Source organism: Paractinoplanes bogorensis (assembly GCF_018829635.1).
GTDB lineage: Bacteria > Actinomycetota > Actinomycetes > Mycobacteriales > Micromonosporaceae > Actinoplanes > Actinoplanes bogorensis.
Genome location: NZ_JAHKKG010000009.1, coordinates 227009 through 241899, shown reverse-complemented (window position 1 = coordinate 241899; position 14891 = coordinate 227009). Strand labels below are relative to the sequence as shown.

The following is a 14891-nucleotide window of genomic DNA, read 5'->3' as shown; positions in this document are numbered from 1 at the left end:
CAACATCGGACGGGCGATCAACTACTACTGATTTGCCGCGTACCTGACCAATCCGTCAACCAGCAGGTCGAGGCCGAGGTCGAAGCGGTCTTCGGGGGTCCCGCCCATCAGCTCGGACGCGTGCCGGCGCACGTTCGGATAGAGGTCGGGCGGCAACTGGTCGAAATAGGACTGGACCTCGGCGCCCAGCTGTCCGATGTAGGTGGTCTTGTCGCTGCCGGCCTCGCGCACCTGGCGTCGCCAGATCGAATACTCGTAGGCGTCCGAGGTGATGTAGAGGAAGATCCGGTCCATCGCCCAGGTCGCGATCCGGGCCGGGATGCCGCCGGCCAGCATCATGCCCAGCATCGCGTCGGACACGAGCAGCGCGTTGGGGCCGGTCGGGATGGTCGCGAGGGCCGCCCGGGCCAGGTCGTTGTGCGCCACCAGCGCCGCGTGGCCGGATCGGGCCAGTTCCTTGACCTGCTCCTGCCACCGCGGCGGGTCGAGCTCGGGGATGGTGATCAGCCCGCACATCTCGTCGAACATCAGCTGAAGCAGCTCGTCCTTGTTCGTGACGTGGGCGTAGAGGCTGGCCGGGCCGGTATCGAACTCGGCCGCCAGCCGTCGCATGCTCACTGCGTCGATGCCCTCGCTCTGGACGAGGCGCAGTGCCGTGCGGACGATCTCGGGCCGGGTCAGCGGATTTTTGGCGGGACGGGCGCGGCGCCGGGCACCGGGGGGCCAGTTGAGCTCAGTCATCGTCGGCAATTTACTTTGACGCGAACGCCGTTCGCTAGTAGAACGATGTTCGTGATGGACGAACAGTGTTCGAACTACCGCTGGCGCTGGGTCGCGCTCTTCGTGATCCTGTCGGTCGAGGTGATGGATCTCCTCGATGCGCTGGTCACCAACATCGCCGGGCCGGCCATCCGGGCCGAGCTCGGCGGGTCGTACAGCCTGATCCAGTGGCTCGGGGCGGCGTACACCCTGTCCATGGCCATCGGCTTGCTCACCGGGGGCCGGCTGGGCGACATCTTCGGCCGGCGCCGGCTGTTCCTGATCGGCGCGGCCGGGTTCACACTGGCCTCGCTCGCCTGCGGCCTGGCCCAGACCCCGGGCCAGCTGATCGTCGGCCGGGCCGTCCAGGGCCTGTTCGGCGCGGTGATGCTGCCCCAGGGCCTCGGCATGATCAAGCAGATGTTCGCGCCGTCCGAGCAGGCCAAGGCGTTCGGCGCGTTCGGCCCGGTGATGGGCCTGTCGTCGGTCGGTGGCCCGATCCTGGCCGGCTGGCTGGTCGACGCCGACTTCTTCGGGACCGGCTGGCGGATGATCTTCTTCGTCAACCTGCCACTGGGGATCTTCGCCGTGGTCGGCGCGCTGCGGTTCCTGCCCGAGTTCCGCAGCGTACGGGCTCCCCGCTTGGACTGGTTGGGTGTTGTGCTGGCCGCAGTCGGAGCCTTCCTGCTGCTCTACCCGCTGGTGCAGGGACGCGAACTGGACTGGCCGGTCTGGTGCTTCGTGATGCTGGCGGCCGGGCTGGCGGTGTTCGGACTGTTCTCGATCCACGAGTCCCGCCGCGAGCGCCGAGGCCTCGACCCGCTGGTCGCCCCGAGCCTGTTCCGCAAGCGTGCGTTCAGCGGCGGGCTCGCGGTCGGCCTGGTCTTCTTCGCCGCCCTGATCGGCACCGGGCTGGTCTTCACCTTCTATGTGCAGATCGGCCTGGGCTGGTCGCCGCTCAAGGCCGGCCTGACCACGTTGCCGCAGGCGCTCGGGTCGGTCGCGGGCTTCGTGGCGGCCGGTTCCGGGCTCAGCGAGCGGCTCGGCCGCAAGCTGCTGCAGATCGGCACCGGCGTGATGATGGCGGGCACGGTCGGGTTCGGGTTCACGGCGTGGCTGGCCGGCGCGACCATCACCCCGTGGCACCTGATCCCGGCGCTGGTCGTGATCGGGGCCGGCATGGGGCTGGCGATGGCACCGTTCTTCAACATCGTGCTGGCCGGCGTGGACGACGAGGAGACCGGATCCGCGTCCGGGGCGCTGACCTCGGTGCAGCAGCTCGGCGGCGCGTTCGGCATCGCCGTGCTCGGCACGATCTTCTTCGCGCTGGTGCCGCGGCACGGCTTCCAGGACGCCACGATCTTCACCGCCGGGGTGGCGTTCCTGCTGCTGGCGGCCGCCTTCGGCCTGTCCTTCCTGCTGCCGCGGCTAGCCGTTCGCAGCGGCCAGGATGCGCCGGCGGCGCCGGATCCAGAGAAGCATGAGGGCCGCCGCCAGCACGCCGGGTCCCATGTGGACGGCTAAGACGCCCAGCAGGTTGGGGCCGCCCCAGTCGTTCTGATAGGTCGCCGGGTCGCCGAAGTCGATCACGAACGGCTCGGCGACCGCGCGGACGACGAAGTACAGCCCGACGATGAAGAGCGAGATGCGCCACCACATGACGGGGACGCTATTTCCTTCCGTACGGGCCCGGAACGGGTTCTTCCCTTAGGAGGAACCCGGAATTGTCGGCAGGCCGGCGTCGCGCCACGCGGCGAAACCGCCGTCGAGGTCGGTCGCCCGTGACAGGCCCAGGTCCTGCAGGGCGGCCGCGGCCAAGCTGCTCGTGTAGCCCTCCTGGCAGGTCACGATCACCTCGAGCGCGTAGCTGCCGGCGAACGGGAGGCGAGCCTCGCTGCGCGGGTCGAGGCGCCACTCGAGCACGTTGCGCTCGATGATCACGGCGCCCGGGATCTCGCCGAACTCGGCCCGCTGGGCGGCCGGGCGGATGTCGACCAGCACGGCACCGCGGCCGATCGCGGCGGCCGTCTCGTGCGGGCCGACCCGGGTCAGCCGGGTGCGCGCGTTGGCCAGGATCTCGTCGATGCCCAGGGAGCCGGGCGGGGCCACGGTCACCATTGCGCGCCGGCCCGCTCGACGGTGAGCACCTCGAGACCCGCGGCGCCGAGACGATATTTGGTCATCGTGGTGAGCGCGGGCCCGTAGACGTGCACGCTGACGGCGGGCACGTTCGAACGGTTGGTCATCCGGTGCACGTGGTGTTCGCCGAACCGGCGGCCGGCACCCTCGCCCAGCTCACGCGCGGTGGCGCGGCCGGACGCGTCGACGGTGTCTTCGGTGAGGGTGCCGCCGAACACGTGGAACGCGCCGGCCGAGCCGCCGTGGTCGTGCCACTCGGTGCCCTGGCCGGGCAGCCAGGTCAGCAGCCAGACCTCGTGGTCGTCGGCGACGTGCAGCCGGTGGTACCAGCGCTCGACCGGGTTGAACCGGGGCGCCAGCGGCCACTGCTCGGGCGTGGCGGCGTAACGGGTCGCGATGGCGAGATGGTCGAGTCGGGCGTCGACTGCGGTCGCGGTCACGGGAGCTCCTCGCTTTGCATACATTGCCTATCAGTCCTATAGGTTTACCGCCACATCGCCGCCAAGGCTAGCCGGACACGCGTCACAGTGTTGCGAAGTCCGGATTTTGGGAGGGGACTACCACCAGCCGCGTCGCTTGGCCCAGGTCAGCAGGAGGGCGGACATCACGGCCATGATGCTCAGGATGACGATGAGCTGGGTTGTCTGGGTGGTGTCGTGGACGATGACGTTCATGCCGTAGATGGACGACAGTGCGGTGATCGGCAACGTCACCACGGCGATCACGGCCAGGCGCTCGGCGGCGATCGTCATCTTGGTCTCGGCCCGTACGCGGTAGAACTCGATCACGCCCTGGAGGTACTCGCGTTCGCCGTCGGCCAGGGCCCGGATGCGGTTGAGCTGGTCGACCACGTCGTTGATCAGGGGTAGTTCCTCGGCCGGCACGCGCGTGCCCAGGGCCGCTATCCGGCCGTACACCTCGGCGCCGAGTGCGCCCATGGTCCGTACGGCGAGCAGGCCGTGCCGGGCCTGGAACAGCTCTTCGAGGAAGGCCTCCGGGTTGCCCATGTGGCCGCCGGTGACCCGCTGCTCGAGCTGCCACACGTCGGAGGTCAGTTCCTCGATGAAGGCCTCGAGCCCGTGGGTCAGGGCCGAGGTGATCGCGTGCGAGAGCTCGTACGGCGAGGAGGGCCGGAATCGTCCACTTTCGAGCCGGCGGCGAACCGCGTCGGTCTCCCGGAGTGCGATCTCGATGGACAGATTCGGATTGATCGGACCGTGCACGGTGACGACATATTTATCGCCGATCAACTGATCCAGTTCGAGATAGTGGATATGCCCGGATGGTCCGCGCTCCGGACCGTGCAAGATCAGGAGTTGTTGATGCGGATATATCCGGACACGTGGCACGCGATTCCGTTGCATACAGTCACGGACGGCCAGGGGGTGGCAATGTAGCACGTCGGTCAGCATGGTCACGGCCTCGTCGCTGCATTCCGGAATATCCACCCAGACAAGCGTTTCCGGGCGCTCGAGGAGACCGGCCACATCGGCCACCGAGTGCCTCTCGACGGTATCGCCGGTGAACGCCACCACCGTGATCGCGGCCATGAACTCACGCTAGACCTGAAAGAAGCTCGTGGCACTTAGCCTCTTTCCTAACAGTGTGTGAATGACGGCCCTCCGGAGTCGTGCGGATACGCTCCGTCAACGAAATGCACCGATGTATCACCGGATCGGCTCAGCGCCTCAGCCGTTAAGGCGGAAATCGTTCTGAGCAGGCGCTGGGCAATCGAGAAAGCTATATGGTGACGTCGCCGCCGAGAACCGGTGCCGGAGGCCCACCTCGCCCGCTCCCTCCGAACCCCCGATCAACGAGGACGGACAAGTGTTGAAGTCACGCCGCGGTCTCCTGGCCGCCGGCCTAGCGATCGCCGTGATCGGCGCCATCGGCGTCGTCTCCACGGTCAACGCGGGCGCCGACCAGATCGCGAGCCCGCCTGAGGCGAGCAGCGCTCCGGCCGCCGCTGACGCTCCCGACTCATCCGACCCCGACATCCCCATCGCCGACGAAGACCTGGACGCGACGCCGCCGCCGAAGCTCCCCTGGGGCGACGCTCCTAAGAAGATCCGCGCCGGCCGCGACGGTGCCAGCAGCAAGTCGCTCAAGGACCAGGGCCTCTCGGCCGCGCTGGCCGAGCCCGACAGCTCGCTGGTCCCCGAGGCGGTGGAGGCGCCGAAGGGCCGCAGCATCAAGGGCGGCGTCATGAAGTCGGAGGAGACCGATGAGGTCCCGCCGCCGCCGCAGCCGCTCGGCCTCAAGGCCGAGACCAAGGTCAACTACCTGTACAACGTCGGATCGACGGCCGCCGACAGCGCCGGCGTCTACGCCAACATCACGATCGGCAAGCCCGAGCTCGACAAGACCGACTACCACACGCTGGCCGAGCTGGCCCTGCAGTCGGCCGACGGGCAGCAGACGGTCGAGGTCGGCTGGACGGTCGACCGCCTGGTCAACGGCGACGACGACCCGCACCTGTTCGTCTTCCACTGGGTCAACGGCAAGCCCACCTGCTACAACAAATGCGGCTGGGTCCAGGCCGACGGCGAGATCAACCCGGGTGCGACGCTCAGCTACGGCGTGACCAAGAAGTTCGGCATCCAGTACTACGACAAGGGCTGGTGGATCGCCTACGACACGTCGTGGATCGGTTACTTCCCCGAGTCGAACTGGAACGACCAGGGCGTCAAGTTCAACCGCTCCGGCTACGTGCAGGTCTTCGGCGAGGTCGCGACGATCAGCGACAACCCGTGCACCGACATGGGTAACGGCACCGACGCCGTGAAGGACGCCGCGGCCCGCGTCTCGAGCGTCTCGTTCATCGACGGTCCGACGACCGACAAGATCGACATGTATATCCGCAGCACCAATTCCAAGATCTATCCGGTTTCGCCGATCTCGTTGCGTTCCTTCCGGTACGGGGGTCCGGGTTCAGGATTCTGCTGACGAGTCGGCATATATGACGCGATGCCCGGTCCCGGCGAGGGGGACCGGGCATCGTTCTGCATTGTGGCCTGCCCGTGCAAAGACTCGCCGGTGCCGAAGCGGCCCGGGAGAGGCAGTGACCTGCGAGGGTAAAAGCGTGCCCGGTCGAACCACCCGGGCCGCCGCGGTGTACAACGTGGTGGCGAACCGGACGTTCGAGAAGGCGGGCGCGGATGAGGCGACGGGTGAGCCCCGACGAGGAGCTGATGACCGCGCTCTACACCGAGCATTATGCGGTCCTGCTCAGCTTCATCCTGCGTTATGTGCACGACCGGCACCGGGCCGAAGACCTGGTGCAGGAGACTCTGCTGCGGGCCTGGAAGCACATCGACAATCTCGACCCCGACCGCGGCCGCACCCGCTCCTACCTGCTGACCATCGCGCGCAACGTGGTCACCAACGCGTGGCGGGCCGAGCAGCGCCGGCCGCATCTGGTGGCCGACGAGGCCGCGGTCAACGACATGCCGTCGGCCGACAACGTCGACGAGATGGTCGAGGGCTGGCTGGTCGCCGAGGCGCTGCAGCGGCTGTCGGCCGATCATCAGGCCGTGGTCAAGGCCATGTACTACGAGGGGCAGAGCGTGGCCGACGCGGCCCGCAAGCTCGAGGTGCCCGAGGGCACGGTCAAGTCCCGGGCCTATTACGCGGTGCGGGCGCTGCGCACGGTGTTCGAAGAGATGGGGGTGCTGCGATGAGCCCCGACCACGACGAGCTGCACCTTCTGCTCGGCGGCTATCTGCTCGGCGGTCTCGACGAGGCCGACACCGAGCGGCTCGACGCCCACCTGCGCGACTGCGACCGCTGCCGCGACGAGCTGGACCGGCTGGCCGCCGTGCCCGAACTGCTGCGCCGCCTGCCCGAGGCCCACCGCGACGACCCCGAGGTGGCCGCGCCGCCGGTCAGCCTGTCGGCCCGGCCGAGTGCCGAGAACATCGAGGGCCTGCTGCGCCGGATGCGGGCCGAGCGGTCGCGCCAGAGCCGCAAGGCCGGGGCCCGCTGGCTGGCCGCGGCGGCCGTGGTGCTGGTCGCGGTGGCCATCGGCATCGGCGTCCTCCGGGTCAACCGCGAGGACCGGCCGGCCCAGGTGCTGCCGAGCCCGCAGCTGGTCACGGCCCAGTTCGAGCCGGCCGAGGGCAGTGGGATGGCCGGTCAGGCGGTGCTGACCCCCAAGACCTGGGGTGTCTCGGTGGCCCTCGACGTGAGCAAGCTCGGCGGCGACGGCCCCTTCCACTGCCAGGTCCGCGCCGCCTCGGGCGAGGTGGAACAGGCGATGGTGTGGGGCACGACGCCGAGCGGGAACGCCAAGGTGATCGGGGCCAGCTCGATCCAGCTGCGCAACGTCAGCCGGATCGAGGTCCAGGACCACAAGGGGCACGTGCTGGGGTCGGCCGAAGTGGTTAAGTGACTCTTCGGAGACGTACGAGATAGGTCTGGGCCACCACGACCAGGGCCAGGAACGTCCCGCTGATCACCTGTTGCCAGTTACTGTTGAGGTTGCCGACCTGGTTGATCAGGTTCTGGATCACGCCGAGGAGCAGCACGCCCGCGATGGTGCCGGCGATCGTGCCCGCGCCACCGGTGAGCAGCGTGCCGCCGATGACCACGGCGGCGATCGCGTCGAGTTCCATGCCGGTGCCCAGCACGGTCACGCCCGAGCCGAGCTTGGCCGCGTTGATCGCCCCGGCCAGGCCGGCCAGCAGACCCGACAGGACATAGACCCAGACCTTCGTACGGCGTACGGGCACACCCATCAGGCTGGCCGCGTCCTCACTGCCGCCCACGGCGTAGATCGACGAGCCGAACCGGGTGCGGGCCAGCACCACCATGCCGATCACGACGAGCGCCGCGACCAGCCAGACCTGGTATCCGATGTCGAGGAATGACCCGTTGCCGAGCTTGCGGAGCGCGTCGCTCTGCACCAGGTAGGTGTTGGAACCCTCCGAGCTGATCGCCCGCATCAGGCCCCGGGCGCCGAGCAGAGCCGCCAGCGTCACGATGAAGGGAGCCATTCGCGTGTACGCGATCAGCAGTCCATTGGCCAGTCCGATCGCCCCGCACACGGCCAGGGGCAGCAGGAACGCGGCCAGGATCCCGTACTGCGAGGCCCAGGCGGCGAGCACGCCCCCGAGCACGTAGAGCGATCCGACCGACAGGTCGATGCCGCCCGTGATGATCACGAAGGTCATGCCGAGCGCGATCAGCATCGGCGGGGCCGCCGCGACCAGGATCGTGGCCGCGTTGTCGAAGCTGCGGAAGTTCGGGAACGACGCGAGCGCGATCACGAGCACGACGATCAGGACGGCGAGTGCGCCCTGTCGCTGGACGGTGCCGACGATCCGGTCGGTGCGCTCGGCCTTGCGGACGTCCTCAGCCACGATGGCTGGGGTCTCCGGGCCCGAGATGTTCGTCATGGTCACCGGGTCTTCCTCTCTCGGGCCACGTAGACCGCGATCAGGATGATCACGGCCTGCACCATCTCGGTGGTGGAGGGTTGCAGGTTGTGCTTGATCATCGTGGCGATCACCAGCTGCATGAGCATGGCGCCGGCGACGGTGCCCAGGACGCGCACCTTGCCGCCGGTCAGGGGAGTGCCGCCGACGACCACGGCGGTGATCGCGGACAGCTCGATGAGCAGGCCCACCGACGACGCGTCACTGGACTGGATGCGGGCCACCGAGAGCAGGCCGGCGATCGAGGCGAGTACCGCGCAGACCACGTACACCATGATCAGAACCCGCTTGACCGGCAGACCGGCCAGCTCGGCGGCGGGCCGGTTGCCGCCGATGGCCAGTAGCCGCCGGCCGAAGACGGTGCGGCGCACCACGAACCCGACGACCAGGACCAGAGCGGCGGCGATCCAGACCAGCACCGGGATGCCGAGCAGGTCGCCCGAGCCCAGGTAGAGGAAGTCGGAGTTGCGGATGTCGACCAGCTTGCCCTCACTGATCACGACCGCGAGCCCGCGGCCGCCGACGAAGAGGGCGAGTGTGGCGACGATCGGTTGCAGGCCGACCTTGGCCACCAGTACGCCGTTGATGAAGCCGACCGCGACCCCGGCCAGCAGGGCCACGATGATCGCGGCGACCACGCCGTACCCGAGGTAGAGCGGGATGAACGCGGCGGCCAGGGCCATCACCGAGCCGACCGAGAGGTCGATGCCCTCGGTGCCGATCACCAGCGCCATGCCGAGCGCCACGATCACGATCGGCGCCACCTGGATCAGCTGGATGCGCAGGTTGCTCCAGGTCGCGAAGTACGGGGTGAAGAAGATGTTGTAGACGACCAGCAGCACGATGGCGGCGTAGACGCCGTACTTGGGCAGCCAGGCTTTCAGCCGCGCGGTGTCGAGGGTGGGCCGGGTGGCCACCGTCTCAGTGCTCACGGTGGGCCTCCGTTGCGATGGTGGACATCAGGTCTTCGGTGGTGACCTCGGTGCCGGTCAGGGTGCCGACCACGACGCCGTCGCGCAGCACGACCACCCGGTCCGAGCCCTCGACCAGCTCCTCGGCGTCGGACGAGACCAGCACGACGCCGAGTCCCTCGCCGGCCAGCTCGTCGATCAGTGACTGCACCTCGGCCTTGGCCCCGACGTCGATGCCGCGGGTCGGCTCGTCGAGCAGCAGCACCTTGGGGTCGGTGGCCAGCAGCCGGGCCAGCAGCACCTTCTGCTGGTTGCCGCCGGACAGGTCGCCCACCGCCTGGTCGGGGCTGGACGCCTTGATCCGCAGCCGCTTCATGTAGCGGTCGACGATCTCGTCGATCTTCGAGTCGGAGACGAACCCGCCGCGGGACACGCGCGGCAGCACGGCCAGGGCGATGTTCTCGCGCACCGACAGGCCGGGCACGATGCCCTCGGCTTTACGGTCTTCGGGCTGTACGGCGATGCCCGCCTTCACCGCCCGTACGGGAGTGGGCTTCTTCAGCTCTTTCCCGTCGACCTCGATCTCGCCGCTGTCCAGGTGGTACGCCCCGCCGATGGCCTTGATCGTCTCGCTCCGGCCGGCGCCGAGCAGCCCGCCCAGCCCGACCACCTCGCCCGGACGCACGTCGAAGGTCACGTCGTGCAGCTTGTGCCGGCTGTTCAGCTCGCGCACCCGCAGCACGGGCGCGGCCGACTCGTCACCGGTGCCCTCGCCCGAGAAGGCGGTCGCGCCCTCCCGCCGCACCTCGGCCATGTCGCGCCCGAGCATGAGCGAGACCAGCTTGATCCGCTCGAGCTCGGCCAGCTTGCCGGTGTGCACGAGCTTGCCGTCGCGCAGGATCGTGACCGCGTCGCAGATCTCGTAGAGCTCGTCGAGCCGGTGGCTGACGTAGATGATGCCGATGCCCTTGGCGTGCAGGTCGCGGATGACGCCGAACAGCGTCTGCACCTCGCGCGGTTCGAGCGACGAGGTGGGCTCGTCCATGATGACGACCTTGGCGTCGATCATGACGGCCCGGGCCAGGGCGACCATCTGCTGCGCGCCCAGGGCGAGGGTGCCCAGCTGACGGCGTACGTCGGTGGTGACGCCGTAGCCGGCCAGCACCTCGCGGGCCTCGCGGTCCATCCGGCCGCGGTCGATCATGCCGAAGCTGTTCCGCGGTTCCCGGCCCAGGAAGAGATTCTGCGCCACGGTCATCAGGGGGACGAGGTTGACCTCCTGATAGATGGTCGAGATGCCGGCCCGCTGGGCGTCCATCGGGGTGCCGAACTGGGCCGGTTGATCCTGGTAGCGCAGCTCGCCGCCGTCCGGCTGGTAGACGCCGGTCAGCACCTTGATCAATGTGGACTTACCGGCGCCGTTCTCGCCGACCAGCGCGTGCACCTCGCCCGGTTGCAGGGTGAACGAGACCGAGTCGAGGGCGCGTACGCCCGGAAATATCTTCGAGACGTCGGCGACTTCGAGCAACGCCATAGAGCTCTCCTGTTCGGTGCCGGGCGGGGTGGTCAGGGAACCACCCCGCCCGGCGGTTCTCAGCTACCCCAGCGGGGTCGCGTTGTTCCAGGTCACGTCGGCGTTGTAGCTGCCGGCGTTGTCCCACGTGTTGCCACCGCCGTTGGTGGCGATGTAAACCGCTTCGCCGTAGTGGCGCCAGTAGTAACCGGGGTAATTGATCGATTCGAGCGAAATGTTGCCCGCCCCGCCGTTGAGGCCGGGCTGGCCGCAGAACGTGGCGTCCTGCTGGAACGTGGCGGTGCCATCGTTGGTCGCCGTCTGCAGGCGGTAGTTGGCGTGGCGCAGGAAGCGGCCGGGGTAGTTGACCGATTCGAACGTGTAGCAGCTGTTGTCGGCCAGACCGGTGCGGACGGTGAAGGTGGCATCCTGCCGGTCGGTGACCGAGCTGCCGGTGGTGATCACGTCGGTGCGGGCCAGGCTGTCCCGGTGCCGCAGGTAGCGGTTGTCGTAGCCGGCCGTGGTGACCCGGAACGACCGGTTCTGCCCGACGGTCAGGTCGGCGCCGCTGCGCCACAGCGGAGCGCCCACGGCCCAGGTCGCGTCGTCGTTGAACGACCCGCCGGTGCTCGCCTCGACCCACACCTCTTCGGCGCGGTGCCGCAGGTAGCGACCGGGGAAGTTGGCCGATTCGAGCGAGGTGCCGCCGCCGGACAGGCCGGGACGGGCGCAGAACGTGGCGTCGCCGGCGAACGAACCGCCGGAGTTGGCCTCGCGGTAGACCCGGGAGTCACGGTGGCGCAGGTACTGACCCGGGAAGTTGCGCGACTCGAACGAGTAGCAGGAGGCGTTGGACAGGCCGGGGCGCGTCCAATAGGTGGCGTCCTGCCGGTCACCGGTCGAGCTCGACGTCGAGATCACGTCGGTGCGCGCGGCGCCGCCCGCGTGGCGCAGGTAGCGGTTGGTGTAGCCGGGCGTGGTGACCTTGAGCGAGGCCAGCCGGTTCACCGACAGCGTCCCGCCGGTGGCCGCGGCGATCACCCGCAGGTTGACCTCACGGACGCGGGCGAAGTCCATCTTGCGGATCTGCCGGTCGTACGTGAAGAAGCCGTTGAGCTCCTCCTCGACGTCGGTCGGCTCGGTGTAGACGGAACCGGACAGGCCGTTGCCGTTGATCAGGTCGACCATCCGGCCGGTGATCTGGATGTAGCGGTTGGTCAGCGCGGTCGAGTCGGGCAGCCACTCGTACGCGAACTTGCCGCTGGTCGGCCACTCGTGCCCGGCGGTGCGCAGGCCCAGGCCGCCGTACTCGCCGTTGACCACGAACCGGGTCGCTGTCGGCGGGCGGGTGATGCCCGGACCGACGTACTGGTGGTCGTCGATGACGTCGCCGTTGCCCGGGTCGGGGTCGGAGTCGCAGCAGTTGGAACCGGAGTTGTGGTTGACCATCCGGGTCGGGTCGTAGCTCTTGACCAGATCGGCGATGCGGCCGGCGTCGTACTCGCCCCAGCCCTCGTTGAACGGCACCCACTGCACGATCGACGTGATGCCCTTGTGCTCGTCGATCATCTCCTTGAGTTCCTTCTCGAACCGGGTGCGGCCGGCCGTGGACGGGTCGCGGCCGCTGGCCAGCGCGGGCATGTCCTGCCAGACCATCAGGCCCAGGCGGTCGGCCCAGTAGAACCAGCGGTCGCTCTCCACCTTGATGTGTTTGCGGACCATGTTGAAGCCGAGCGCCTTCTGCTGCTCCAGGTCGAAGCGCAGCGCGGTGTCGGTCGGGGCGGTCGAGATGCCGTCGGGCCAGTAGCCCTGGTCGAGCGTGCCCATCTGGAAGACGAACTTGCCGTTGAGCGTCGGCCGCAGCACGCCGCCGAGCATCGCCTTGCCGAGCGAGCGCATGCCGAAGTAGCCGCCGACCGCGTCACCACTGGCCAGCGTGACGCGTAGGTCGTACAGGAAAGGATCGTCGGGGGTCCAGAGGTGGGCGTTGGGCACCGGGACGCGGAACGACGAGCCGACCGTGCCGCTGGCCGAACCGACCACCGTGCCGCCGGCGAGCACCTGCGCGGTGACCTGCTGACCGCTTGCGTTGGCGGCCTGCACGACCAGGTCGAGCCCGCCGGCCGAGACGTTCGGCGTGGTGTCGAGCCGGGTGATCCGGGCCGGGTTGGTCGGTTCGAGCCAGACCGTCTGCCAGATTCCCGAGTACGGCGTGTACATGATCCCGCCGCGGTTGATGCGCTGCTTACCGACCGGGATGTCTTGCGACTCGGTCGGGTCCCAGACGCCCACGATGATCTCGTTGCTGCCGGCTCGGAGAGCGCTGGTGATGTCGTACGAGAACTTGTCGTAGCCGCCCTCGTGGGTGCCGAGCAGCGTGCCGTTCACCCAGACCTTGGACTGCCAGTCGACGGCGCCAAAGTTGAGCTGCACGTTCTTGCCCGACCAACCGGCCGGGACGGTGAACGAGCGCTTGTAGTACGAGTAGTCCTGCCGCCGCATGATCCCGGAGAGTGCGCTCTCGATCGGGTAGGGCACGAGGATCTCTTCGCCGAGGGTCTGCCCGGTCGGCGGGGTGTTGATGTTCGAGGCGCCCGCGAACTGCCAGATGCCGTTGAGGCTCTGCCAGTCGGTGCGGGTCAGCTGGGGGCGGGGGTATTCGGGGAGCGGGTTGGTCGTGCTGACCTGGTTGGTCCAGGGGGTGGTCAGCGGTGGCGTCTTCGGAACGAACGCTGCTGCGGGCGAGGCGAACCCCACGACCGCGCCGGCGCTGGCCGTCAGGGCAGCTACGGCGAGGGCGAGGAACCTCCGGGGATGTGCAGTCACGTTCTCTCTCCTTCGAAAGAGTGAGCCGTGCGAGGACGCACACATACTGACGTGATCGCACACATCGCAGCAATAGATGAACGTCTATGCGCCAAAACTGCCGGGCGGCACGCGAGGCGCCGCCCGGCAGGTCACTCAGTAAGCGGCGCTGATGTCCGCTTTGGCGTTGTCCGTGCCGTACTGCCGGTCCTGGATGATGATGTCCTGGCCGACCGGCTCACCCGCGAAGAACTTGGTCGCGGTCTCGAACGCGAGCGGGCCGAAACGCGGGTTCGACTCGATGACCGCCGAGGCCCAGCCGTCCACAATGGCCTGCACGGCGCCCTTGGTGCCGTCGATCGAGACGACCTTGACGTCACCGGCCTTCTTGCCGGCGCCCTTCAGGGCCGTGATCGCGCCGAGCGCCATTTCGTCGTTCTCCCCGTAGATGCCGTTGATGTCGGGGTTCGACTGCAGTAGCTGCTCGGTGACTTTCTGCCCTTCCTCGCGGGCGAAGTTGCCCGTCTGTTCGAACACGACCTGGATGTCCGGCGCGACCTTGGCGATCTGGTCCTTGAAGCCGCTCGTCCGCAGCGTGGTCACGTTGTTGCCGGGCGCGCCGAGCAGGATCGCGACCTTGCCCTTGTTGCCCATCGCCTTGGCCATCTCGTCGGCCGCACGCTTGCCCTGCTCGGCGAAGTCCGACCCGATGAAGGTCAGGTAGTCCTTGCAGGGAGTGGCGTTGATCTTGCGGTCGATGGTGACGATCGGGATCTTCTTGGCCGACGCCTTGGCGAAGACGGAGTCCCAGCCGTCCGAGTTGAGCGGCGCGATGACCAGCAGCTGCACGCCCGAGTCGATCATCTGCTCGACGTCACTGATCTGCTTGTTGAACTGCGAGTTCGCGTTGGTGGTGGTGAGCTGGGTGATGCCCAGCTTGCCCGCCTCGTCCTTGATGGACTGCGTCTCGGCGATGCGGAACGGGTTGGCCTCCTTCTCCGACTGGGAGAAGCCGACCTTGGCCGTCTTCAGGTCGATCTTGGTGCCGCCGAACTGTTCGAGAGTGCAGGTCGCGGCATCGGCCGACGCCGACTGAACCACCTGGGCACCGGCCGAGGGGGCCGTGCCGCTGGAGGCCGTGTCGCTGTCTTCGGACTTGGCGCATGCGCTGACGAAGAGAAGGGCCGCACCGAGGATCGCGGCCGCCGGCCGCCAACTGCGGTGAGAAACGCTCATGACAGAGCTCCTTAGCGGTGGATGTGTTATCGGGGAGTAACCACCTGGAAACACATTCACGCACTATCGAACTTTTTCTGTCAAGACTTGGCC

The 14891-nt window shown here is 68.2% G+C and carries 14 protein-coding genes; 4 read left to right on the top strand and 10 right to left on the bottom strand.

Features of this window, described 5'->3' with window-relative positions; genetic code table 11:
* Nucleotides 1-24: 24 nt before the first annotated feature.
* On the bottom strand, nt 25-741 hold the full coding sequence (locus tag KOI35_RS29150; RefSeq protein WP_215791833.1) for a TetR/AcrR family transcriptional regulator: 717 nt from the start codon (nt 739-741) through the stop codon (nt 25-27).
* Between the two features lie 54 nt (nt 742-795).
* Between KOI35_RS29150 and KOI35_RS29145 the strand changes: the two genes are divergently transcribed.
* Nucleotides 796-2283 carry an MFS transporter gene (locus KOI35_RS29145; RefSeq protein WP_246613919.1) on the top strand — a complete coding sequence of 496 codons (1488 nt, stop codon included), beginning with the start codon at nt 796-798 and terminating at the stop codon, nt 2281-2283.
* On the opposite strand, the gene KOI35_RS29140 is transcribed toward KOI35_RS29145, so the two are convergent.
* The 4 genes from KOI35_RS29140 to KOI35_RS29125 all read right to left on the bottom strand — a co-directional run bounded on the left by KOI35_RS29140 (nt 2188) and on the right by KOI35_RS29125 (nt 4448).
* Nucleotides 2188-2418, bottom strand: a complete 231-nt coding sequence (locus KOI35_RS29140) for a hypothetical protein (RefSeq protein ID WP_215791831.1) — start codon at nt 2416-2418, stop codon at nt 2188-2190. The genes KOI35_RS29145 and KOI35_RS29140 overlap by 96 nt on opposite strands.
* Nucleotides 2419-2466: 48 nt before the next feature.
* Nucleotides 2467-2877 (bottom strand): rhodanese-like domain-containing protein, encoded by a 411-nt coding sequence (locus KOI35_RS29135; RefSeq protein WP_215791830.1) that lies wholly within the window; start codon nt 2875-2877, stop codon nt 2467-2469.
* On the bottom strand, nt 2871-3362 hold the full coding sequence (locus tag KOI35_RS29130) for a cysteine dioxygenase (protein WP_215791829.1): 492 nt from the start codon (nt 3360-3362) through the stop codon (nt 2871-2873). Before KOI35_RS29130 ends, KOI35_RS29135 begins: the two co-directional genes overlap by 7 nt.
* 93 nt (nt 3363-3455) lie before the next feature.
* On the bottom strand, nt 3456-4448 hold the full coding sequence (locus tag KOI35_RS29125) for a magnesium transporter CorA family protein (RefSeq protein ID WP_246613918.1): 993 nt from the start codon (nt 4446-4448) through the stop codon (nt 3456-3458).
* Nucleotides 4449-4725: 277 nt separating this feature from the next.
* Here KOI35_RS29125 and KOI35_RS29120 point away from each other — a divergent pair, with 277 nt between their 5' ends.
* The 3 genes from KOI35_RS29120 to KOI35_RS29110 all read left to right on the top strand — a co-directional run bounded on the left by KOI35_RS29120 (nt 4726) and on the right by KOI35_RS29110 (nt 7288).
* Nucleotides 4726-5844 (top strand): neprosin family prolyl endopeptidase, encoded by a 1119-nt coding sequence (locus KOI35_RS29120; RefSeq protein ID WP_308121201.1) that lies wholly within the window; start codon nt 4726-4728, stop codon nt 5842-5844.
* Between the two features lie 212 nt (nt 5845-6056).
* Nucleotides 6057-6578, top strand: a complete 522-nt coding sequence (locus KOI35_RS29115; protein ID WP_215791828.1) for a sigma-70 family RNA polymerase sigma factor — start codon at nt 6057-6059, stop codon at nt 6576-6578.
* Nucleotides 6575-7288, top strand: coding sequence for an anti-sigma factor family protein (locus KOI35_RS29110; RefSeq protein WP_215791827.1), 714 nt, complete (start codon nt 6575-6577; stop codon nt 7286-7288). Before KOI35_RS29115 ends, KOI35_RS29110 begins: the two co-directional genes overlap by 4 nt.
* Here KOI35_RS29110 and KOI35_RS29105 read toward each other — a convergent pair.
* The 5 genes from KOI35_RS29105 to KOI35_RS29085 form a co-directional block, all read right to left on the bottom strand.
* Nucleotides 7281-8294: an ABC transporter permease gene (locus KOI35_RS29105; protein WP_215792034.1), complete on the bottom strand. Its 1014-nt coding sequence runs from the start codon at nt 8292-8294 to the stop codon at nt 7281-7283. The two genes, KOI35_RS29110 and KOI35_RS29105, sit on opposite strands and share 8 nt — an antisense overlap.
* Before the next feature lie 2 nt (nt 8295-8296).
* Nucleotides 8297-9265 (bottom strand): ABC transporter permease, encoded by a 969-nt coding sequence (locus KOI35_RS29100; RefSeq protein WP_215791826.1) that lies wholly within the window; start codon nt 9263-9265, stop codon nt 8297-8299.
* Nucleotides 9255-10778, bottom strand: a complete 1524-nt coding sequence (locus tag KOI35_RS29095; protein ID WP_215791825.1) for a sugar ABC transporter ATP-binding protein — start codon at nt 10776-10778, stop codon at nt 9255-9257. Before KOI35_RS29095 ends, KOI35_RS29100 begins: the two co-directional genes overlap by 11 nt.
* Nucleotides 10779-10841: 63 nt before the next feature.
* Entirely contained in the window at nt 10842-13583 is a 2742-nt protein-coding gene (locus KOI35_RS29090; RefSeq protein ID WP_215791824.1) for an AbfB domain-containing protein, read from the bottom strand.
* Between the two features lie 135 nt (nt 13584-13718).
* Entirely contained in the window at nt 13719-14798 is a 1080-nt protein-coding gene (locus KOI35_RS29085) for an ABC transporter substrate-binding protein (protein WP_215791823.1), read from the bottom strand.
* Nucleotides 14799-14891 lie beyond the last annotated feature (93 nt).

Coding starts and splice junctions, on each gene's coding strand:
- KOI35_RS29150 (WP_215791833.1), bottom strand. CDS start 741: ATGACTGAGCTCAACTGGCCCCCCGGTGCCCGGCGCCGCGCCCGTCCC.
- KOI35_RS29145 (WP_246613919.1), top strand. CDS start 796: ATGGACGAACAGTGTTCGAACTACCGCTGGCGCTGGGTCGCGCTCTTC.
- KOI35_RS29140 (WP_215791831.1), bottom strand. CDS start 2,418: ATGTGGTGGCGCATCTCGCTCTTCATCGTCGGGCTGTACTTCGTCGTC.
- KOI35_RS29135 (WP_215791830.1), bottom strand. CDS start 2,877: ATGGTGACCGTGGCCCCGCCCGGCTCCCTGGGCATCGACGAGATCCTG.
- KOI35_RS29130 (WP_215791829.1), bottom strand. CDS start 3,362: ATGTATGCAAAGCGAGGAGCTCCCGTGACCGCGACCGCAGTCGACGCC.
- KOI35_RS29125 (WP_246613918.1), bottom strand. CDS start 4,448: ATGGCCGCGATCACGGTGGTGGCGTTCACCGGCGATACCGTCGAGAGG.
- KOI35_RS29115 (WP_215791828.1), top strand. CDS start 6,057: ATGAGGCGACGGGTGAGCCCCGACGAGGAGCTGATGACCGCGCTCTAC.
- KOI35_RS29110 (WP_215791827.1), top strand. CDS start 6,575: ATGAGCCCCGACCACGACGAGCTGCACCTTCTGCTCGGCGGCTATCTG.
- KOI35_RS29105 (WP_215792034.1), bottom strand. CDS start 8,294: ATGACGAACATCTCGGGCCCGGAGACCCCAGCCATCGTGGCTGAGGAC.
- KOI35_RS29095 (WP_215791825.1), bottom strand. CDS start 10,778: ATGGCGTTGCTCGAAGTCGCCGACGTCTCGAAGATATTTCCGGGCGTA.
- KOI35_RS29085 (WP_215791823.1), bottom strand. CDS start 14,798: ATGAGCGTTTCTCACCGCAGTTGGCGGCCGGCGGCCGCGATCCTCGGT.